Origin of the sequence: Marinilactibacillus sp. GCM10026970 (assembly GCF_042660675.1) — a bacterium.
In the GTDB taxonomy this organism is placed as follows: domain Bacteria; phylum Bacillota; class Bacilli; order Lactobacillales; family Carnobacteriaceae_A; genus Marinilactibacillus.
Genome location: NZ_JBHSUL010000021.1, coordinates 1 through 21300, shown reverse-complemented (window position 1 = coordinate 21300; position 21300 = coordinate 1). Strand labels below are relative to the sequence as shown.

Genomic DNA, 21300 nt, shown 5'->3' with positions numbered 1-21300 from the left:
CAATCGAGTATCGACGAACTCATACAAACGAGTGTAAAATAGCATAAAAAAACAGAGCAGAATATCTGCTCTGAAAAAAGTCTAACTTTTTGGGGTCACTATATATAGGTCTCTCAGCTTTTTATCTGTTTACAAGTTAATTGTAAGCGAATTATTCGTCGCTGTCGGTATCTGTGCCGTCATCCATGTCCATACCGTCGTCCATGTCTGCGTCATCATCCATGTCGGTACCTGTACCTGGGTCTGTTGCCGGATCTGTAGTACCTGGATCTGTTGCTGGATCATCCATATCGGTGTCGGTAGTGTCTCCACATGCTGCTAACAACATTCCTGCTGTCATTGTCAGTGCTGTCAGTTTTGCAAGTTTCTTCATTTTCTACTCTCTCCTTTATTGTATCCATTTTTTGAAAGAAATTCATCTCTCAGTAATAACCTATCATGAATGAGATTAAATTCAAAAGCATATGCTTCTAAACTCATAACGTTTTTTTATTTTATCGTATACTTTTTTCAGTATCGATCATTCAATGGTTTATTGTATGTGGACAAAACACTACTTTTAAAAAAAAATTCTGACCAGAAACTAATCTGGTCAGAATTTTTGAAAATAAATTATTCGATGATTTGAACTTCGATTGAGCGACGTCCAAATTGTAAAGCTTGTTGGATATCTGTCATGTGGATATCGATACGGTTTCCTTTGATAGCTCCACCAGTATCTCCAGCGATAAATTCACCATATCCAGGTACGTTGATTCTAGATCCTAGCGGGATAAAGCTTGGATCTACAGCGATAACGTTTGGATTTTGTCTAAGATCAATTCCTGAATAAGTGATATTTCCTAGTTCAGGCTGGTTTAATGAATACGCAGTTGCTTCTACAGAAACGGTTCTTCCACTTTGAGCTGAAGTTTGTGTTTCACTAGAAGACGTTGACACTTCTTCAGAAGGTGCTTCAGGTGTTGTTTCAGCTGGTTCTGTTGTTTCTGTCGCTTCAGGTGTTTCTTCTGTAACGGCTTCTTCTTCAACAACTTCTTCTTTTACAGATTCTTGCACTTCTTGAGGTGTTTCTGTTTCTACAACCTCTTCTTCAGATACATCATAGCTGACAACTTCATCGTTGTTTTCAACTGAAATAATTGAAGAATCTCCACTCAAGTAAATTTTTGTATCTACTTGAATCATGCTGCGGTTATCAATATCGTTTACTTTAGCTAACTTATCGATAGAAACATCTGTTGCTTTTGAAACACCCCACAATGTATCTCCCCATTGGAAAGTATATTCAATTGCGTCGTTTCCATCTTGATTTTCTTTTTGCGCTGCAATTTCTGAAGAAATTTCAGAAACAGTTCTTGGTTCCCAGTTATCTGCGGACATTTCTTGAGCGCTAGCATCGCTCGTATTTCCGAAAGTAAACATTGAAGCAAACGCGATTGTTGCTCCTGCTTTGATTAAAAACTTTTGCACTGTTGACATAATTGTCGTGCTCCTTTTCATTTTATCCTTATTGTGTAGATACTCAACTTCTGCCGCTTAATTGTTGAAGGATAGATTCACTAAATACTTAATCTATCTGCGACCGAGTGTAATCTTACCACGATTAGAATAAAATAAAAGGGTCTAACGCCTGTTGTTACGCCTTTTTAGTACGCTTGTATTATATCACTTACTTTTTTACAGTTGTGTTTCAAAGAGGTAAGGTATGTGTCAAATGTAATTATTGGGAAATTTCGTTCGTATTATGCATCTTTTCATACACCTAACTGATCATTCATGCATGATTATTCTTTCTCTAGAAATCTTATTGTCATACTAACTGCCATATTCTCTTAAAGCCAAGCTTTTCAGGAATTATTGGCTAAAGCACTGTAATATACCCTATTCACTTTTACAAGAGATTTCTCTCTCTTGAAACCTTCTAGGCTTACTGAATCAACTGTTTTTGACTATTGTAAAATTGCTTGTATGCTAGGAAACTGGCGATTACACTTGAAATACTGGTTACAGCTATTAGCATGAACATGACGACAATTTGATAGCGAATCGCTTCTGTTGGTTCGATTCCTGCAAAAATCAAACCAGACATCATTCCCGGCAAACTCACTAGCCCAACCGTTTTTGTACTATCTATAGAAGGTGTCATTCCAGTTCGAACACTTTCTCTGATAATGGTCATAGAGGCTTGTTTTTCATTTGCGCCTAAAGCTAGTTTTTCTAAAACTTGTTGTCGTTGATCTTTGAATTTGTCGTTCAGCGCTCGGTAAGTCAAGCCTACTGCAACCATGGCATTGCTCGCAATCATTCCAGTGATGGGAACGATCTGTGAAGGCACCCATTCAATGGTTCCGGTTAAAATCAGTAATCCTAGCGTCAGCGTGGTCCCCGTTCCTAGTGATAATAAAGATATCATCAAAGAATTTGGAATTCCGTCGCTTCTTTTATGCGCATTGTAGGCCGCATTGAATACGATAAACAACACCATGGCAAAAGTGACTAAGATATTATCCAAGTTAAATATGTAACTCAGTACATAACCAATGACGAAGAGCTGTATGACTGCTCTAAGTCCTGCGACGAAAATTTCATTTCCTAGTCCCAGTTTTTGTTTGTAATCAACAAAAATCGCAATCAGTAAAAGTCCAGTCGAAAAAAGGAGCGATGTGTTACTAATTTCAAGACTATTCGTCATTAGGATCCTCCATTCTTCCATTTCTGATTTTAATCACTCTACTAGAGTTGGAAATTTCTGTTTCATCATGGGTTACTTTAAGGATGGTTACTTGATTTTTCTTGTTCAAATCATCTAGCATACGTAAGATAATAGACCGATTTTTTGCATCCAGTGAACTGGTGATTTCGTCTAGCAGTAAGACACGTGGTTCAAACATCAAGTTACGAATTAATGCGATCCGCTGTTTTTCTCCTCCTGATAACTCAGTGATTGGTTTGTCATAGTAGTCATCTGAAAGCTCAACCTTTTCCAAATAGGCTTTGATTTTTTCTTTATCGATTTTCTGATCACGTATGGTGAAAGGAAATTCTAGGTTATCTTTAACCGTCCGATCGAATAAAGCCGCATTTTGAAAGAAATAGGAAACTTCTTTTCGGTAATTTAAAGGATTGATTTTCTCTAAATACTCTCCTTTGTAGGTAATGGTTCCTTGGGTAGGTGTGAAGAGACTTCCAATCAGTTTCAATACAGTACTTTTCCCACTACCAGAAGGGCCTGTCAGTGTAATGACGTCACCCTCTTGAACTTCAAACGTAATCTCTTCAAGTATCGTTTGTCTACTAGTTTGAAAACCAACTTTCTTTAATGATAGAATTGACGGTTTCATTATCTACTCCAATCTAGACCTATTGGTTTGTCTCGTCTATTGCAGTCCTTGTTCTTCTGCTTCTGTGATTCTCTCTGCTTGTTCTTCTTGGGATAAATAGGTAAACCCTTCTCCTGTAACTTCTTGAACGTGGGATAAAGTGACAAATGCGTTAGGATCAATGGATTCTACAATTCTTTTAATCGTGAGCACTTCTCTACGACTTATAATGATATAAAGAATTTGCTTTTTGTTTCCAGTGAAATGACCTTTTCCGTCAAGTATTGTAATCCCACGACCAATTTGCAATTCAATTTGGCGTGCAATCTCTTCGTATTTTTCTGAAATGATAAAAAAGGATTTTCTTGGATTCAATCCTTCTAATACGAAATCGATCATTTTTGTCTGAATAAATAAGTTGATTAAGGTAAGAAAGACATTTTCAACACCGATAATGAACACACTGGGTACAACAATAAAAATATCAATCAGCAAGAGTGACGTCGGAATATTGATACCTATATATTTCTGCATAATTTTAGCAAGGATATCACTTCCGGCAGTCGTCCCATGCCCCAGCATGATCAATCCGATTCCAGCACCCATAAAGACACCTGAACCAATTGGTGCTAGCAGTGTCGTTTCTGGAATAAAAGCCCATTTTGGACCTGAAACAACTAATAGCAAAACTGAAATGATCCCATTCGCTACAATCGTGTAGTTCAAGGTTTTCTTGTCCAAGAATTTATATCCAATCGCAATGATAAAGATATTACAGATAAAAATCGTGTACGATGGTTCGATATCCGACAAGTAAAATAAGATCAGTGAAAATCCTGTCAGACCACCTTCTGCTAAATCATTTGGTACTGTGAAAGCATTAACACTGATTGCGTATAAAAATGATCCAATGACGATCAGAAACAAATTCTTCAAAGTATCTTTAACTTCTATTTTCTTCATTACTGTTCTCCTTCTTGTATACTTCTTTGCCGCCAACAATCGTCGCAAGCACTTGTGTATCTTTAATCTTCATAGGATCACAAGTGAAAATATCCTGATCAATCACGATGAAGTCAGCTAACTGTCCAGGTTTGATTCTACCTTTGACCTCTTCTTCAAAACTTGCATAAGCACTCTCATAAGTGTACGCATCAATAGCGGTATAAATATCTACGGCTTCCTCAGGTAAAAATCCTTCTTCTGGCGTACCATCTAATCTTTTTCTGGTAACAGCTGAATAAATATTTTCCCAAGGATCAAAAGACACAATCGGTGCGTCTGAGCTGAAGGACTGGTGTACACCGGCTCTGGCTAACGTACCAAAAGCATAAGACGTTTCTGCTCGGTCTTTTCCGATACGAGAAAGCACAATCGGGATATCGTCATTTAAAAATATCGGTTGTACATAGGTCAGGTAGCCTTTATCAATCACACGATCTACAAGGTCACGACCTGTTATTTGCATATGATTGACGCCCAATCTAAGATCATTGGGCTTTCCTTTTAATGCTTCGTCGTAGGCATCTAGTATTCTTTCCACACCTTTATCCCCAATGCCATGAATAATAACTTGGAAACCACGATCAACAGCGATCTTCACTTCTTCATTCAATTGTTTTTGAGATTTCGTTTCAATCCCTAGATTTTCTGGATCGTCCGAGTAGGCTTCTCGCATAGCAGCTGTCCTAGCTCCTAGTGTTCCATCCGAAAAGAATTTGATAGGGCCGATTTTATTGTACAAACTTCCTTGTCCAAAGGTATAACCTCTATCAAAAAAGGGTTGGATATACGTAGAATCGTTGAACCATATTTGTTGATAGAATCTTACGGTTAAGGCTTGTTCCTCTTCAAGTTCCCGATAAAGTGAGAGGGTTCCTTCAATCGTTTCATCTTTAGCATCGTTGGTGTGCATAGAAGTGAGTCCCAAGCTGTTTGCTAATTTCATTGCTTCTTTCAGCTGCTGCTTTTTGGTCGCCACACTTGCTTCCGACAAGAAGGGACGCACCAAATCCATCGCTCCTTCTGTTAAAACACCTGTCGGTTCACCTTCGGCATCTTTTTGGACTTCTCCACCGTTTTGAGAAACAGAGTCTTTTGTTAGTTTCAATCTTTCAATGGCCTTGGAATTCAAACTCATAATATGGCGGTCTACTCGAACCATTGCAATTGGAATAGTTGTAGAAATTTTATCTAAGTCGGTTCTGTCCGGAATTTTTTGTATATCTGTAAAGTAATTCTGATTCCAACCTTCTGTATATAAAAAGTCTTTTTCTGTTAGTCCTTTATCTTCTATATATTCTTTTGAACGCTCAATCAATTCCTTCATAGAAGTGACATCCGTGATTTTCAACATATCAAGGTATTCAGCCGTCATCAAAAAGTGCAGATGGGAATCGTTCATACCTGGAATAACTGTCTTGCCTTTTAAATCAATCACTTCGGACTGATGTTGATAGGTTTTTACTAATTCGTGATTCCCAACTTCTTTTATGTAATCCTCATCAACTAGCATCGCTGTCGCGAATTGTTCTCTTTCAAGATAAATTTTGCCGTTTGTATATAATTTCAATACTCTTCGCCTCCTAAATTCTTTTCTATTGTATCATGAGGTTTATTACTAGAGATAGATTTTAAAATCAATCTTCAAAATTACTTTTTTTCAACTCTTTTTCTTACTTGAAAAAGTTTATTAAACAAAAAAAGAAGCCGCCAAGTGGCGACATGCTCACTTGGCAGCTTCTTTCATTTCATGCTTTTCTTATAACCAACTACCTGTAAATTGGTGAATACCATAGGTGTTATCTGTTGCATCAATTTCTCTAGACCAATAATCTTTTGGTGAAAAATACTCTAGAGGGAAGATGTGGCAGTTTTCAATAATTTGTTTTGTATTATCTGGCTTTAATCCACGTTCTGTCATAATTTCTGTGATACGAATGACATTTGTTTTTTCATCTCTGGATCCGTCTGGCAAGATAAATTCACGTCCATCATAGTCGTCATATAATTCTTCAATAAATTTATGATGGGGTTCTGCTCCGATTATCCCAGTTGAGATTTCTGTCTCTATTTCAAAACTGAAAAATGCTGGCAATTCTCTGAAGTCTTCAATGGATTTAATGAGTTCCATATCCGTATCGCAATAAACGCCACCATGTTCTTTTAAAGCATAGAGACGCGCAACATCTGAGACAAATGCCCAGTCTTCTCTTTCATAAGCTTGTTTTGTATATATACCGTGTTCTTCTGGATTGAAATTTGATTCATCCCAACGCATGATCTCCCAATCAGGACAATATTTCTTCCAGCTAGCCAAACATTTTTCTTCCAGTTCTCCTAATTCGTTCCCACCAAACCAAGCGTAGTGTATAATTTTCGGTATCATATCGGTCTCTCCTCAATTTGAATGTTATCATGAAACTTTCTTGAAAACTCTAAGCTCATTGTAACAAACTACTTGCTGAAAAATCGAATAAAAAGCTTTTAGGCTTTAGCAGAAGGCTGAATCGAAAGACTTGAACCCCTTTAAACTTGCTCGTTTGCGAACCGTTCTGAGTTTAATGGTTCGTTGTCAGACATCGGACGGATTTTCTTGTTGTAGACATAACGCATGACAATAACTGAAAAGACAGCAGCCACGCCTTCTGAAATCACAATCGACCACCATACAGCATGTACATCCCCAGAAAGTGACAGCACGTAGGCTACTGGTACGAGCACAACAAGTTGTCTAATCACATTTACCCACAAACTGAGCATACCGTTGCCTAGCGCTTGGAAGACTGTTCCTATGATAATACTAAAGCCTGCTAATACGAAGCTGATGCTAATCGTTCGCAAGGCAGAAACACCAATCGCTGTCATTTCATCTGATGCATTAAACAAAGCCAGTAACTGTTCAGGAAAGGCTTGAAACAGTATCGTACCCATGAGCATCATACTCATTGCATAAATCAGACAAATTTTGATTGCACTGGTCATTCTTTTCTTGTTTCGAGCCCCGTAATTGTAAGAAACGATTGGAATCATACCATTATTCAATCCAAAAACTGGCATGAAAGCGAAGCCTTGAAGTTTAATGTAGACACCATAAACGGCTGTAGCTGTAGGTGTGAACTGTAAGAGAATATTGTTCAACAAAAGCGTTACTACAGAAGTAATGGATGTCATGATCATAGAAGGTACGCCAATAGCGTAAATACGCTTGATGACTTTTAGATTCGGTCTAAAGCCTTTATACTTCATATCAATATCGTCATTGAATTTAGCATTAAAATAAAAAGCCATTAGTGCAGATATAAGCTGCGCGGCAACGGTAGCGATTGCTGCACCGTATACCCCTAAAGCCGGAACACCGAATAAACCAAAAATCAAGATTGGATCCAATGCAATATTTAAAATTGCACCGGTTCCTTGCGTGATCATTGTATAGAACGTTCGACCTGTGGCTTGAAGTGATCTTTCGTAAACAAATTGCATGAACTTACCAATTGAAAAAGTCGTAATAATAACGGTATATTCTATTCCGTATTGAATAATTTCTGGATTGTCTGTTTGAGCTTCAAAAAATGGTCGTACTAGTGTAAGTCCTAGTACAAGAAAAATGATATAGTGAACGATCCCTAAAAACACACCATTATTTGCTGTCTCACTGGCCATTTCTCTGTTATCTTCGCCTAGACGTCTAGACATTTCTGCATTCATACCGACCCCTGCACCTACTTGGATCGCAATCATTAGCATCTGAATGGGATAAGCAAGAGACAGTGCCGCTAATGCTTCTTCACTGATTTGAGCGACGAACATACTATCTACAACATTGTAAAGAGACTGTATCAGCATCGAGATCATCATTGGTAAAGAAAGATTCAGTACGAGACGATTCATCGGCATCGTGCCTAATTTGTTCGATTTCATATTTTTCATTTGACTGTGCACCTACTATATTTTATTGTGAATTTTTAATTTTTTCCAAAAGAACTTTTCTAATTATACCGAATGCCTGTACCGAAATGAAGTAGTATGTTTAAAATTTTATAATGATCTTTTTTAACGTTTTTTTGTCACAAATAAGATTTTGACCTAAAGAATCCATAGCGAAATCTCAACTTATTCAAACTTTTCTGATACAATATGTGAGCATCCATCGAAAGGAGTCCGTTGTACTCATGAAGTATATTAGAAAATTAATCGTATTGATATTAGCCGTCATTCTAGGATTCTGGCTAGCCACCACAGACGCTTTGCAAAACACAATGGTAGGAAATTGGCTTGATACTATCGTACGCTTTATTCCAGCTCCAGATGACTGGTCAAACTTAAGTCTACAGAACCCCGAACAGCTTGTTAAGCGATTCTCTCCCGAAGAACAACCAAGTAAACCCCAAGTCTCTTCTGTCGCTCAAGAACGCTCTTCTGATCTTGATTATGACGCTGTAGAAAACAAGATTCTAACTTTACTGAATGCCTTGCGTGAAGAAAAACAAGTTTCTACACTGACTTCAAATGATACCTTAAGAGAAGTAGCGAACATTAGAGCGATTGAAACTGAAACCTTGTTCTCTCATACTCGTCCAGATGGTTCAGATACCTTTTCAGTTTTTGAGGAAGAAGGAATTTCTTATCCCTATACAATTGTCGGCGAGAATCTAGGCATGGCAACGAACTACCTAGATGAAACGGCTATGGCAGAATTATTGTTCAATGGTTGGGTAGAAAGCGAAGGTCATTACGAAAATATGATTCGTCCCGAATTCCAAGAAGTTGGTATCGGTGTTCATTACGACGGAGAATTCCTCTATGCAACGCAGATTTTTGGTACGCCACAATAGAAGTCTTAAACCGTGAAGCTTCATTAAAGCTTCACGGTTTCTTTTTGATTTAATATAGCTCTGGTCTGCGGTCTTTGAACACATTGATTTGTGTTTTGATTTCCTTTCGATGACCTAAATCTAATTCAGCAGTCAGAACGGTTGCTTCTTCTGCACTTTCAGCCAGAGCTTCTCCTAATGGATCCAAAATCACAGAATGTCCACAAAACTTTAGTTCGTTCGCTTCCCCAATACTATTTACCCCCACAACGAATAACTGATTTTCAATTGCTCGAGCTTTCAGTAAAGTTTGCCAATGACTGACCCGTGGATGAGGCCAAGCAGCAGGTACGAATAAGATTTCAATCTCTTTAAGCGCTAGCAGTCGAATCCATTCCACGAACCGCAAGTCATAACAGGTTGCGATCCCTACCTTAACGCCATCTAATTCAAACACACCCAGTTCTTCACCTGGTGTAAAGACTTTATCTTCTTTAGAAGGTGAAAACAAGTGTACTTTATGGTAGGTATGAATCAATTGACCCCTTCGGTCGTATTGGTAGCTTGAATTAAAGAGTTGTCCGTTGGAAATCGTTGCGACAGTGCCGCCAACAATATTGACTTGATGTGTTTTACTCAATCTACTAAGCAACGCTTTTGACCGTATACCTTCTTTATCTGCGTTCTCTTTAACATTTTTTGGATAGAATGAAAGGTTCCACATTTCAGGAAGTACAATTGTATCTGGAGATTCTTCTCGAATAATGTCTTCCACAAGCTGCTCGATTTTTTCTTCATTTTTGACTGGATCATTGAACGCAAGATCCATTTGAATCGCACTGATTTTCATTGTTACTGCCTCCGATCTCTTACTCAAAATTATCCGCTATATTTTTCTGATTGGTTTTCAACAGGTACTGATACAGCGCTCCATACAGATTTGCTTCATTTCCCAACTCACTTTGTACAACTTTTGCTTGAAAGCCGTTAATTTCTGTCATAAAATCTTCAGCAAATAAGTGATCAACTGCACGCTGAATCCCTTCAACAAATAGCGGTTCTTCACTCATACCACCACCAATCACAACCACTTCAGGATCAAACATGGTTTGGAAGTTCATGATCTGAGCTGCAATGATCTGACAGTATTGTGAAAATAGCTGTTCTGCTTTTTGATTGCCTGCTTTGATTTCTTTGAAAAATTCTATTCCAGAATAGTGTTCCGGATTTTCCCCAAGAGCTTTGGCAGCTCGCTCAACCAGTTTCACTGCACTAGCTTTATTCGCAAATATTTTATCTTTAGCTAACGGTGACTGGCCATCTATTCTGATCATGGAAAATTCCCCTGCTGCTAAATGATGTCCTTTAATCAACTGGCCATTAGCGATAACCCCTCCACCAATGCCTGTTCCTATGATCAGTGCAATACCATCTTTTATACCATGCAACTTACCTTTCCAAACTTCTCCAAGGGCAGCACTCTTACCATCATTTTCAATCACAATAGTCTGATCAATTTTTTCTTCCAATTTTTCTTTTAAATTCATTTGATGAATAAATTCAAGTGATCCTCCGTGAATAGCGTAACCTGTATCTGAATCGATGATTCCAGGCATACTGAACGCCACTCCAGAGACGTCATTTTTGAACTCGCTGTAAATCTCTCCAATGGCATCCATGAAGTCTTCCATATTTTCTTTAGGAGTCTTCTTCTTGCCCTTAGTCAAAACCTCTTCTTCGTTCATTACGGCATATTTGATTGAAGAGCCGCCTACGTCATATACTAAATAGTTCTTCATTGTAATCCTCCAACTTTAACCCGATTCATCTTTAATGGTTCTTTCTACATTATCACTACTTTACCATTTTACAAATTTTCTTGCTCCAGAGCCATTATTCGAATAAATCATTTCTATTCATTTTTATAATATGTCATCGATTACATCCTATATTATGCTTTAAATTTGTAGTGATTTTATTCTTTATTTGAATTTCAACAAATTTTAGTGTATAAATAGTATATAAGAAGTAAACGATTTCAAAATAACTATTTGATTTTGGATTTCCTACACGGTTGTTACATCGTAATGTAAACGTGTACAAATTGTTGAGTCGTTTATATATTAATCCAGTTTACCTAAAGAAGGAGAAGTTATTATGTCAATGAAAACAATTATGTTAGTGTGCGCTGCCGGAATGAGTACAAGTATGCTTGTATCCAAAATGGAAAAAGCCGCTGAAGCCGATGGTGTTGAAACGGATATCTTCGCAGTTTCTGCCAATGAAGCGGATAGTTACCTAGCTTCTAAACCTGTAGACGTTTTACTTCTAGGCCCTCAAGTTAAATTCCTTAAAAAACAAATGGAATCAAAAGTAGCCGATAAAGGTATTCCAGTTGAAGTCATTGATATGAGAGATTACGGGATGATGAACGGAAAAAGTGTTCTAGACAGAGCGTTAGCTTTAAGCGAATAATCCTTTTCGCACCGTTTAGACTTATCGAGCGCTTTTTAAGAAGGAGAATTGTGTATGTCGGATAGAACTGAAAAACAAGAAGAAATGCTTCAAACAATTATGGGACTAATTATGCATGGTGGAGACGCCAAAAGTAATGCAATGGAAGCCATTCATGCAGCTAAGGAAGGTGACTTCGAGACGGCCGATGAGAAACTCAAGCTCGCAGATGATGCGTTGATTCAGGCTCATCATTCACAAACGGGACTTTTAACCAGAGAAGCCTCTGGTGATAGCGTTGAAATGTCACTTTTAATGGTTCACGGTCAAGATCACTTGATGAATGCGATTACCTTTAAAGATATGGCCGTAGAGGTCATTGATCTTCACAAACGTCTTCAATAATCGTTTATTATAAATTAGTAAAAGAGCTCAACTACCCTAAAAAAAGTAGATGAGCTCTTTTAGTATATACCAAGATCAGTCAATCTGTGTTTAGCGTTTAGACTACTCTTTAATTTTGAGAATGATTTTTCCAATATTCTCATTATCTTCCATTTGACGGTGTGCTTCTATTGCTTCTTCAAATGGTAAGACCGAATGAATGATTGGTCGGATGGTTCCTGCTTCAATGAGTGGCATCGCATGCTCTACAAATTCTTGTGTAAGTTTCGCTTTATACTCGTCGCTTCTTGGAGTCAGTAAAGTGCCTTTCAAAGCAATTCGTTTTTGTAATAGTTCCATTAAGGAGACGTTTTCTACGACCGTTCCGCCTAGCGTTCCAATTAGTATCCAGTTAGCATCCAGTCCAGCGCTTTGCATATTCTTCTTCCAGTAAGAAGCTCCGATAAAATCTAAAATGACATCCACACCTTCACCAGATGTAACCGAATCAATCACTTCTTCAAAAGCTTCTTCTTTGTAGTTGATCACAGTATCGGCACCTAATTCTCTTGCCACTTCTAATTTTTTTTTGTGACCTGCTGTCGTAAAGATTTGTGCCTGGCTCAAGTGACGGGCGAGCTGAATCGCTGCTGTTCCTACACCACTACCTCCAGCATGAATCAATACTTTCTGCTCTTTTTGTAATTCTCCTAACCAGTATAAGGTCTGATAAGCTGTTAAGAATACTTCAGGTATTGCGACGGCTTCTTCCATAGATAAGGATTCATGAAAAATAATTGCCCGGTCTGCAGGCATTGTAACGTATTCTGCATACCCTCCTTGGTTAACGAGCCCGGTTACACTTGTTCCAGGAGAGAGTCTTTTATCCGAAGAATGATTTTCGACAACTACCCCACTCACTTCTATCCCTAAAATTGGATAAGGTTTTGAAAGTGACGAATTTTGTCTGGTCAACGTGTCTGTTCGGTTGATACCGGCGGCTTTCACTTCAATCAGAATTTCGCCTTCTTTTGGCTGAGGTTTCTCTCTATTTTCGATAATCAGCTGTTCTCTAGATCCTGGTTCTTTAATTGTCCATGCACGCATGTTTCTCACTCCATTTGATTTGGTTTTCCAATCTTACTTTAAATCAAGAAGTTTAAAAATATCCAATGAAATGATTGGGGATTTTTATTGCTTATAAAACTAGTTGATTAAAATGTTCTTTCGATTTCTTTTATGCGTTTGTATAGTTCTTCGTTTACTGGTGTAGGAACGCCATATTGTTTGGATTTCTCAAGAATGGTTCCTGCAAATAAGGCGACTTCTGTTTGTCTTTTTGCTAGACCATCTTGTCTCATAGATGGCATTCCCTTAGGATCCACCGTATCGATGATGTCGAAAGCATTTTGTACGTGTTGTTCTTTAAGAGGAATCCCTTCCGCTTGCGCAATCTCAACAACTTCCAGCATAGCTGCTCGAGCTTGTTCATGGTAAGCCCCACCCGTTTGAATGCCTTCATAGGTCGTTTCATGTACCATAACGACTTGATTAACGCCAACATTCATAATGAATTTTTCCCAGATTTTCAGCATAATATTTTCTTCAATGACATATGGAAACTTTGCTTCATCGAAAATGGCTGAGACGATATTGAGTCTGTTCATTTTTTCAGGTACATCGGCACCAATTTGTAACCAGCCTTTTACTTTTGAACGCACATTCTGACCTTCTCTTGTCGCATCCATCCCAATCGCTACTGTTGGGATCACTTTTTCCTGCCCAAATCTGGCACCTAAAATATCTTCACTACTGATTCCATTGATCAAAGATAAAATGGTGGTTTGAGGTCCGACTTGATATTTCATGGATTCCATCCCACTATCTAACGTCAAAGATTTCGTACAGACAATGACTAAATCAGATGGATCGCCTTGCTCGGTTTCCAGTACATAATTAAAATCGCACGGCGAGCCGTTTAAAGTAACACCGTCTCGCTCATAGCGTTCTTTTCTTTCTTTGCTTACAATGACTTTGACGCGGTCTTTGCCGAGTGCTTCTGAAAGGTGTTGTCCGTATAGTATGCCTAGTGCGCCTAATCCTACTATCGCTACTGTTTTATTGTTCATAATCTATCCCCTTTGATCATTCTAGACGGTACTTCGTACTTTTATCTTATCATATTCTTTTTACGCAAAGCGAAAAAGCTACATCCCATGAAAGGATGCAGCTTTTTCTTTAAGTCATAAAATTACATCATGCCGCCCATTGCGCCTGGATCCATTCCAGCTCCTGGAGCTTCTGGTTCAGGAATATCAGCAACAGCTGCTTCAGTTGTAAGAAGTAATGCAGAAACAGAAGCTGCGTTTTGTAGTGCTGAACGCGTTACTTTTGTAGGATCAATGATTCCTGCTTCTACCATGTTGACCATTTCTCCAGTAGCTGCATTGAAACCAATACCTGGTTCTACATGTTTCAGACGTTCTACGATTACGCTACCATCAAGACCTGCATTGAATGCAATTTGACGTACTGGTTCTTCAAGCGCACGAACAACGATTTTAACACCTGTTGCTTCGTCACCAGTTGCTTCAATTTCTTGAAGTTTGCTTAAGATATTGATATAAGCCGTACCACCACCAGCGATAACACCTTCTTCAACTGCTGCACGTGCAGCATTCAAAGCATCTTCAATACGTAATTTACGTTCTTTAATTTCTGTTTCAGTAGCTGCTCCAACTTTGATGACAGCCACTCCGCCTGCAAGTTTTGCAATACGTTCTTGTAATTTTTCACGGTCGAATTCAGAATTTGTTTCTTCTGCTTGTGCGCGAAGCATTGCAACACGTTGCTCGATGTTACCTTTGTCGCCAGTTCCTTCAACAAGTGTTGTGTTGTCTTTTGTAACAACCGCTTTACCAGCAACACCTAATTGATCAATCGTCATATCTTTCAAGTCTAGTCCAAGATCATCAGTGATCACTGTACCATTTGTCAGAATCGCGATATCTTCAAGCATACCTTTACGGCGGTCACCGAAACCAGGTGCTTTAACTGCTACAACATTCAACGTTCCTCTGATTTTGTTTAATACTAAAGTAGGCAATGCTTCTCCTTCAATATCGTCCGCAATAATCAGTAATGGACGGTTTTGTTGCATAATGTTTTCAAGTACAGGAAGAATATCTTGAACAGAAGAAATTTTCTTGTCTGTAATTAAAACGTATGGATTTTCAAGGTTAGCTTCCATTTTCTCATTATCTGTTACCATGTATTGAGAAAGGTAACCACGGTCGAATTGCATACCTTCAACAACGTCAAGTTCTGTTTCGATCCCTTGAGATTCTTCGATGGTGATGACGCCATCACTACCAACTTTTTCCATAGCATCTGCTAGTAATTGACCAATTTCTTCGTCTCCAGAAGAAATCGCAGCGATCTGAGCGATGGATTCTTTACCTTCAACTTTAGTAGAAGCTTCATGTAGTGCTTCAACAGCTTTTCTTGTTGCCATTTCGATTCCGCGACGGATTCCTACTGGATTTGCTCCAGCTGTCACGTTTTTCATTCCTTCGTTTACGATAGCTTGAGTTAAAACAGTTGCTGTAGTCGTACCGTCACCAGCGATATCATTTGTTTTGCTTGCAACTTCGGCTACTAATTGAGCACCCATGTTTTCAAACTGATCTTCAAGTTCGATTTCTTTGGCAATTCTTACACCGTCGTTAGTGATTTGAGGAGCACCGAAAGCTTTATCTAAAATAACGTTTCTTCCTTTGGGTCCTAATGTTACTTTTACTGTATTTGCTAATTTGTCAACTCCACGTAGCATAGCTGCACGTGCGTCTTCAGAAAATTTGATATCTTTAGCCATGGTTTCCATTCACCTCTTAGTAAATTTTTTGTTCGATTTTTATTTTTATATTGTAAAATTGATTTGACCTTATTGATACGAATGCTTTACAAGTGTGAAAAACTATTCTACTACAGCAATGATGTCTGTATCTTTAAGCACTAGGTAATCTTTACCTTCGTATTTCACTTCAGAGCCTGCGTACTTTTCGAAAATAACCTTTTCTCCAACAGCAACATCGACTTCTGCACGTCTGCCGTCTTCCAGTACTTTACCATTACCTACTGCTACAACTTTTGCTGTCTGTGGCTTTTCTTTTGCCGATTCTGGTAAAACAAGTCCACTTACAGTTTTTTCTTCTTCTTTGATGACTTCTAGAAGAACACGATTTCCTAAAGGTTTTAACATGGTGTTATCCCTCCGATAATTTTTTAGTTGATTAGATTCGTGTTAGCACTCTAAGTGTCCGAGTGCTAACTCCAATACTTAGTATATTCAAAACGAGGATTTCTTGCAAGCCTTTTGATGTTAAAAAATCAATTAAAAATCTCATCTGGAATACGCTTGGTTTTTATGTTAAGTTACTAGTATTGTCAGCTTTGACTGAACGTTATGATAGAGCGAGGATGAGTCACATGGACACAGACAACAAAAAGAAAACCGGACTACAAATCGTATTGATTTACATTATGATTCAATTCTTAACGATCTTATCTAGTCAGTTATTACCTGCTTCTCTACAGCCTACTGGGGGAATTTGGTCGAATATCCTTTTATTTATTTTAGGTGCTGGGCTTATAATCTTCCTAGATAGAAAAAAACGATTCGATCTTTTCTTTGAAAAACCCTTCAGCTTACAGAAATCTAAAGTGATGATCTGGGGAGTGGTAGGATTCGTGATTGCAGTTGTTTCCCAGTATATCGCTACACTTATTGAAGTGAATTTCTTAGGAACACCGATCACCTCACAAAATACCCAGGGAATCCTTGAAATCGTCAAGCGTTATCCTTATTTCATCGTGATTGTTTCCATCGCTGGCCCTATCATGGAAGAATTTGTTTTTCGAAAAGTTTTATTTGGTTTAAGTGTTGGAAAAATCGGTGGTGTTGGCGCCGCAATAATCAGTTCTTTAGCCTTCGCTTTGATTCACTTTGATGGTAGGATTTTGGTTTATTCCGTTATGGGGCTTGTCTTTTCTTGGCTATACTACAAGACCAAAAATATCTGGACACCCATTATCGCTCACTGTTTAATGAATACATTCGCTATACTTGTAGAATTTTTCTTATAAAGAACGCGTTTTATGAAAGGATTTTCTGATGACAACCAAGCAACTACTCACTTATATTTTCTTGAAATACGCTATGTTTGCCGCACTGATCTATGTAACAATTAGTTCCGTTCAAAGAGACGGTTGGGACTTTTTCCCTATACTGTTTGTCTTTCTAGCTACCCGGGACTTTGTTCAAGGAAGCCGTTTAGTGCAGGTCTACTATAAAATCAAAAAAAATTATAAAGTCTAAAAAAACTGCAAGCTGCTCGTTCAAGTTTTTGAACGAATAGCCTGCAGTTTTTTTATCTTTTTAGTCTTCTTCGACGAAAAGTTCTCCTGTATCTTCATCAATCATGACTTCATCTTCAGCTTCATCTAACTCTTGATAATAGTTGATGAAATAAATCAATGTTTGAAGTTCATTAGTCAAATCGACATTATGTACTCGGATGTTATCCGGCACATTTACTCGAATAGGGGTAAAGTTCATGATTCCTTTCACGCCACCTTCAACTAATTTGTTCGCCATTTCTTGAGCGATTTCTGAAGGGACCGTCAGTATCGCAACATCTATCTGCTGTAAATCAAGTTGTTCTACCATCTCATCAATATGATAAACAGGTACGCCCTGATGAACCGTACCAATCAGTTCTTTATTCACATCAAAGCCCGCACTAATTCTTGTATTATTGCTACGTCTGAAATTATAGTTCAATAGTGCTTGTCCAAGATTCCCAACGCCAATTAAAGCGACATTTGTCAGGCGATCTTGATTGAGCGTTTTGCTGAAAAAATTCATTAGTGCTTCGACGTCGTATCCATATCCTCTTTTACCTAACGCTCCAAAGTATGAAAAGTCTCTTCTGATTGTTGCGCTATCTACTTTTACGGCTTCACTCAATTTTGCTGAGGATACTCGACTCTTCCCGGCTTCGTGGAGAAAACGTAAATAACGATAATAAAGGGGTAACCTTCTTGCAGTTGCTTTAGGAATCTTCTTTTCTACCATGCTTTTTCTCCTTTATGGTTTAATTGTCTTTTCTGATTGAAAGGTTAATTCTATTTAAGTTTATTTTATGAATCAGATTTCACAAGTGTAAGAGATGTTTCATTAGTTATTATAGCATGTAAAACGGAAAATGAAAGTTAATATGACCATAAAATAAGCGTTTGTAGCCAGGATAACTATACTCGCTAACAATATTTTTGGGTAGTTTGTGAAAAAACATCCGTTTAATAGACGATTTGACTCAATATTTCGACTATTTTAAGCAACCGATTACATAAAAAGATTTTTAAATTTCTCGTATTCTGTTACCTGTATATCATTCTTTAGATATGCTACACTTATACGGAAAAGCACTTAGTCTATAGAGATAAAAAGACCTAATAATCCAAAATGAGGAATTTAAATGATTTTATTACAAACTCAGAAAGTTGCACGTCACTTTGGTGCAGAGATTTTGTTCGATGACGTTACTCTAGAAATCAAGGAAGCTGCCCGAGTCGGACTAGTTGGAAGAAACGGCGCAGGAAAATCGACTTTACTACACATTATATCTGGACAAGAAGAGCCCGATGCTGGCCGTGTGAATAAAAAAAAGGAATTGACTATCGGTTATCTGGATCAACATACCGGCCTAGAATCGACTAGAACTATATGGGAAGAAATGCTAACTGTTTTTGAATCTGTGATTCAACTCGAAAAAGAAATGCGTCAATTAGAAGCTAAAATGAGTGATCCTAGTCTCCTAGAAGATCAAGAGAAATATCAGGAACTACTCAAACGCTATGACATCATGCAAGAATCCTTTAAGCAACAAAATGGATACGGCTATGAAAGTGAAATCCGCTCCGTACTTCATGGTTTCCGTTTTTATGAAGAAGACTTTTCAATGCCAATCTCTCAGTTATCTGGTGGTCAAAAAACACGCTTAGCGCTTGCCCAATTGCTATTAGAGAAAAAAGATCTCTTAGTTTTGGATGAGCCCACTAACCATTTGGACATTGATACGCTAGCTTGGCTGGAAAAATATCTTTTAAGCTATACAGGCGCTCTACTGATTGTCTCACATGACCGCTATTTTCTAGATAAGGTCGTCAATGAAATCTACGAAGTGAGTAACGGAAAGGTTCAACACTTTACAGGAAACTACTCCAATTATTTGAAACTAAAAGCAGAGCTTATTCAAAAAATGTGGAAAGAATACGAAAAGCAGCAGAAAAAAATCGAGAAGACTGAAGACTTTATCAATCGGAATCTTGTTCGGGCTTCTACGACTAAACGAGCACAATCCAGAAGAAAAATGCTAGATAAGATGGATAAAATGGGTAAACCTCAAGATGACGAAAAATCGGCTAACTTTAATTTTTATACTGAAAGAGAATCAGGTAGCGTTGTACTTCAAACAGAAGAGCTTATTATAGGATACAACGACCATGCCTTGTCTAAATCCATCAATTTAGATATTCGAAAAACAGATGCGATCGCTTTAGTTGGTCCAAATGGAGTCGGAAAAACCACCTTGCTCAAAACACTGGTTGGTCAGATTCCAAAAATAGCTGGTTCTATCCAGTTTGGTACTAAAGTGGATACTGGCTATTATGATCAAGAACAAACCTTGCTTCATTCAACAAAGCGTGTTTTAGATGAACTGTGGGATGAACATCCAACAATTCCTGAACAATCTATTCGTACGCTACTGGGAAGCTTTTTGTTTTCTGGAGATGACGTTGAGAAATCCATTTCTTCTTTAAGTGGTGGTGAAAAAGCACGAGTTGCTTTAGCAAAACTAGCTATGGAAAAAAACAATTTCCTTATACTAGATGAACCCACTAACCACTTGGATATTGACTCCAAAGAAGTTCTGGAAAACGCACTGATCGATTTCGAGGGAACGCTTTTATTTGTTTCCCATGACCGGTACTTTATTAATCGTATGGCTACTAAAGTTCTTGAAATCAATCAAGATGGACTTACACTGTATTTAGGTGATTACGATTATTATCTTCAAAAGAAAGAAGAACTCGAAGCTTTATCCGCACTAAAAAACACAGTAGAAACGAACCAGCCGAATCCTGCTGTATCATCCGCTTCTGCGCCATCTAGTGGCTCTGACCGGGCTCAGCAAAAAGAGCAACAAAGGGAGACACGTCGTTTAGAGCGATTAATAGATGAACTAGAACAGAAGCTTCAAGTAAATGAAGAAAAACTGGAACAGGTTCATCAACAGCTCAGTGATCCTGCCATTTATGATGATGCAGATCAGGCGGCACGATTTTCAAGTGAACACGAAGAACTTCAAGCAGAGCAAGAGACACTCATGGAACAATGGGAAACGGCTAGTATCGAACTCGAAAGTTATCAATAAAGACCGAAAAAGGTATCCTTCTAAAGAAACGATACCCACAGAAATCATATTCTATTCACTCTAAACAGGTATACCTAACTTAACGTTGTTTAGTATAAACATAAACCTATTAAATAACTATTGGTATACCTAAAAAGTATATTGCATTAATTTTTGATTAAGGTATAATATAATCAAATTGCTATAATAAAAATTAGTTAACTAAAAAATTTCAGCATAACAATGATTCAATGATAGTTGTTGTTAAAAAAGGGGCTTGTTTTACATGGATCAAATGGATAAGAAAATTGTTGAGATACTTCAAAAAAACAGTCGTGCATCTTTAAAAGAAATCGCAGGAGAAACGTATCTTTCTTCTCCAGCTGTCTCAGCTCGTATCCACCGTTTGGAGAACGAAGGTATTCTTGGAAGATATATTGCTTCCCCAGACTTGAAAAAAATGGGCTATCATATTCAAGCGTTTATTCATTTAGACTTAAGCCCCACTCAGAAAGAAGATTTTTATCCATACATTCAACAATCCACTAATGTCTTGGAATGTAACTGCGTAACCGGAGAGTTTTCAATGCTGATTAAAGCCGCTTACCCAACAACAACTGAATTGGATGATTTCATAAACGATCTTCAGCGATTTGGTAAAACGTCTACACAAATCGTTTTTTCTACACCAATACCTGCCCGAGGCGTTCAGTTACTCGCATCCGAAGAAACTGAAGCAAAATAAAAAGGCTCTGTGTCAAATAGTGTTGGTAACATTAGTTACCCTTAAGAAGATTTATCGATTTCATTCGATAAGTCTTCTTTTTTTGGGCTTCATTTTTAGTGAGAGGA

At 38.0% G+C, this 21300-nt stretch carries 22 protein-coding genes; 7 read left to right on the top strand and 15 right to left on the bottom strand.

Features of this window, described 5'->3' with window-relative positions:
- Nucleotides 1–151 precede the first annotated feature (151 nt).
- The 8 genes from ACFP65_RS06395 to ACFP65_RS06360 all read right to left on the bottom strand — a co-directional run bounded on the left by ACFP65_RS06395 (nucleotide 152) and on the right by ACFP65_RS06360 (nucleotide 8249).
- Nucleotides 152–373: a hypothetical protein gene (locus ACFP65_RS06395; RefSeq protein WP_379916993.1), complete on the bottom strand. Its 222-nt coding sequence runs from the start codon at nucleotides 371–373 to the stop codon at nucleotides 152–154.
- Between the two features lie 239 nt (nucleotides 374–612).
- Nucleotides 613–1479: a 3D domain-containing protein gene (locus ACFP65_RS06390; RefSeq protein WP_379916991.1), complete on the bottom strand. Its 867-nt coding sequence runs from the start codon at nucleotides 1477–1479 to the stop codon at nucleotides 613–615.
- Between the two features lie 448 nt (nucleotides 1480–1927).
- Nucleotides 1928–2692 (bottom strand): ABC transporter permease, encoded by a 765-nt coding sequence (locus tag ACFP65_RS06385; protein WP_379916989.1) that lies wholly within the window; start codon nucleotides 2690–2692, stop codon nucleotides 1928–1930.
- A complete protein-coding gene (locus ACFP65_RS06380) occupies nucleotides 2682–3341 on the bottom strand; it encodes an ABC transporter ATP-binding protein (protein ID WP_379916987.1) in 660 nt (219 codons plus the stop codon). The genes ACFP65_RS06385 and ACFP65_RS06380 overlap by 11 nt, the downstream gene beginning before the upstream one ends.
- A 36-nt stretch (nucleotides 3342–3377) precedes the next feature.
- Nucleotides 3378–4283 carry a YitT family protein gene (locus tag ACFP65_RS06375; protein WP_379916985.1) on the bottom strand — a complete coding sequence of 302 codons (906 nt, stop codon included), beginning with the start codon at nucleotides 4281–4283 and terminating at the stop codon, nucleotides 3378–3380.
- Nucleotides 4264–5892: an amidohydrolase gene (locus ACFP65_RS06370; protein WP_379916983.1), complete on the bottom strand. Its 1629-nt coding sequence runs from the start codon at nucleotides 5890–5892 to the stop codon at nucleotides 4264–4266. The genes ACFP65_RS06375 and ACFP65_RS06370 overlap by 20 nt, the downstream gene beginning before the upstream one ends.
- A gap of 189 nt (nucleotides 5893–6081) precedes the next feature.
- Entirely contained in the window at nucleotides 6082–6708 is a 627-nt protein-coding gene (locus ACFP65_RS06365) for a glycosyltransferase family 32 protein (protein WP_379916981.1), read from the bottom strand.
- A gap of 140 nt (nucleotides 6709–6848) precedes the next feature.
- On the bottom strand, nucleotides 6849–8249 hold the full coding sequence (locus ACFP65_RS06360; RefSeq protein ID WP_379916979.1) for an MATE family efflux transporter: 1401 nt from the start codon (nucleotides 8247–8249) through the stop codon (nucleotides 6849–6851).
- 242 nt (nucleotides 8250–8491) lie between these two features.
- Between ACFP65_RS06360 and ACFP65_RS06355 the strand changes: the two genes are divergently transcribed.
- Complete coding sequence (locus ACFP65_RS06355) at nucleotides 8492–9154, top strand: CAP domain-containing protein (protein WP_379916977.1); 663 nt, start codon at nucleotides 8492–8494, stop codon at nucleotides 9152–9154.
- Nucleotides 9155–9203: 49 nt separating this feature from the next.
- Here ACFP65_RS06355 and ACFP65_RS06350 read toward each other — a convergent pair whose 3' ends face one another.
- On the bottom strand, nucleotides 9204–9983 hold the full coding sequence (locus ACFP65_RS06350) for a carbon-nitrogen family hydrolase (RefSeq protein WP_379916975.1): 780 nt from the start codon (nucleotides 9981–9983) through the stop codon (nucleotides 9204–9206).
- A 19-nt stretch (nucleotides 9984–10002) separates the two neighbouring features.
- Nucleotides 10003–10932: an ROK family protein gene (locus tag ACFP65_RS06345; RefSeq protein WP_379916973.1), complete on the bottom strand. Its 930-nt coding sequence runs from the start codon at nucleotides 10930–10932 to the stop codon at nucleotides 10003–10005.
- 358 nt (nucleotides 10933–11290) lie between these two features.
- Between ACFP65_RS06345 and ACFP65_RS06340 the strand changes: the two genes are divergently transcribed.
- Entirely contained in the window at nucleotides 11291–11608 is a 318-nt protein-coding gene (locus ACFP65_RS06340; RefSeq protein WP_327757710.1) for a PTS sugar transporter subunit IIB, read from the top strand.
- A gap of 54 nt (nucleotides 11609–11662) precedes the next feature.
- A complete protein-coding gene (locus ACFP65_RS06335) occupies nucleotides 11663–11992 on the top strand; it encodes a PTS lactose/cellobiose transporter subunit IIA (RefSeq protein WP_379916971.1) in 330 nt (109 codons plus the stop codon).
- 102 nt (nucleotides 11993–12094) lie between these two features.
- On the opposite strand, the gene ACFP65_RS06330 is transcribed toward ACFP65_RS06335, so the two are convergent.
- From ACFP65_RS06330 to groES, 4 genes are all read right to left on the bottom strand, one after another.
- Nucleotides 12095–13078 carry an NAD(P)H-quinone oxidoreductase gene (locus tag ACFP65_RS06330; RefSeq protein WP_379916969.1) on the bottom strand — a complete coding sequence of 328 codons (984 nt, stop codon included), beginning with the start codon at nucleotides 13076–13078 and terminating at the stop codon, nucleotides 12095–12097.
- Nucleotides 13079–13185: 107 nt separating this feature from the next.
- Nucleotides 13186–14100, bottom strand: a complete 915-nt coding sequence (locus tag ACFP65_RS06325) for a ketopantoate reductase family protein (RefSeq protein ID WP_379916967.1) — start codon at nucleotides 14098–14100, stop codon at nucleotides 13186–13188.
- Nucleotides 14101–14222: 122 nt separating this feature from the next.
- Nucleotides 14223–15845: a chaperonin GroEL gene (groL, locus tag ACFP65_RS06320; protein WP_379916965.1), complete on the bottom strand. Its 1623-nt coding sequence runs from the start codon at nucleotides 15843–15845 to the stop codon at nucleotides 14223–14225.
- Nucleotides 15846–15947: 102 nt separating this feature from the next.
- The gene (groES, locus tag ACFP65_RS06315; protein ID WP_225743163.1) at nucleotides 15948–16232 is read right to left on the bottom strand and encodes a co-chaperone GroES; all 285 of its coding nucleotides are present in this window, start codon (nucleotides 16230–16232) and stop codon (nucleotides 15948–15950) included.
- A gap of 227 nt (nucleotides 16233–16459) precedes the next feature.
- Here groES and ACFP65_RS06310 point away from each other — a divergent pair, with 227 nt between their 5' ends.
- Complete coding sequence (locus ACFP65_RS06310; protein WP_379916963.1) at nucleotides 16460–17116, top strand: CPBP family intramembrane glutamic endopeptidase; 657 nt, start codon at nucleotides 16460–16462, stop codon at nucleotides 17114–17116.
- 28 nt (nucleotides 17117–17144) lie between these two features.
- Nucleotides 17145–17348, top strand: a complete 204-nt coding sequence (locus ACFP65_RS06305) for a DUF4305 domain-containing protein (protein ID WP_379916961.1) — start codon at nucleotides 17145–17147, stop codon at nucleotides 17346–17348.
- Between the two features lie 60 nt (nucleotides 17349–17408).
- On the opposite strand, the gene ACFP65_RS06300 is transcribed toward ACFP65_RS06305, so the two are convergent.
- Nucleotides 17409–18107, bottom strand: coding sequence for a redox-sensing transcriptional repressor Rex (locus ACFP65_RS06300; protein ID WP_379916959.1), 699 nt, complete (start codon nucleotides 18105–18107; stop codon nucleotides 17409–17411).
- Nucleotides 18108–18510: 403 nt separating this feature from the next.
- Here ACFP65_RS06300 and ACFP65_RS06295 point away from each other — a divergent pair, with 403 nt between their 5' ends.
- Both ACFP65_RS06295 and ACFP65_RS06290 read left to right on the top strand, forming a co-directional pair.
- The gene (locus ACFP65_RS06295) at nucleotides 18511–20469 is read left to right on the top strand and encodes an ABC-F family ATP-binding cassette domain-containing protein (RefSeq protein WP_379916957.1); all 1959 of its coding nucleotides are present in this window, start codon (nucleotides 18511–18513) and stop codon (nucleotides 20467–20469) included.
- Between the two features lie 265 nt (nucleotides 20470–20734).
- The gene (locus tag ACFP65_RS06290) at nucleotides 20735–21193 is read left to right on the top strand and encodes an Lrp/AsnC family transcriptional regulator (RefSeq protein ID WP_379916955.1); all 459 of its coding nucleotides are present in this window, start codon (nucleotides 20735–20737) and stop codon (nucleotides 21191–21193) included.
- Nucleotides 21194–21300: the final 107 nt, after the last annotated feature.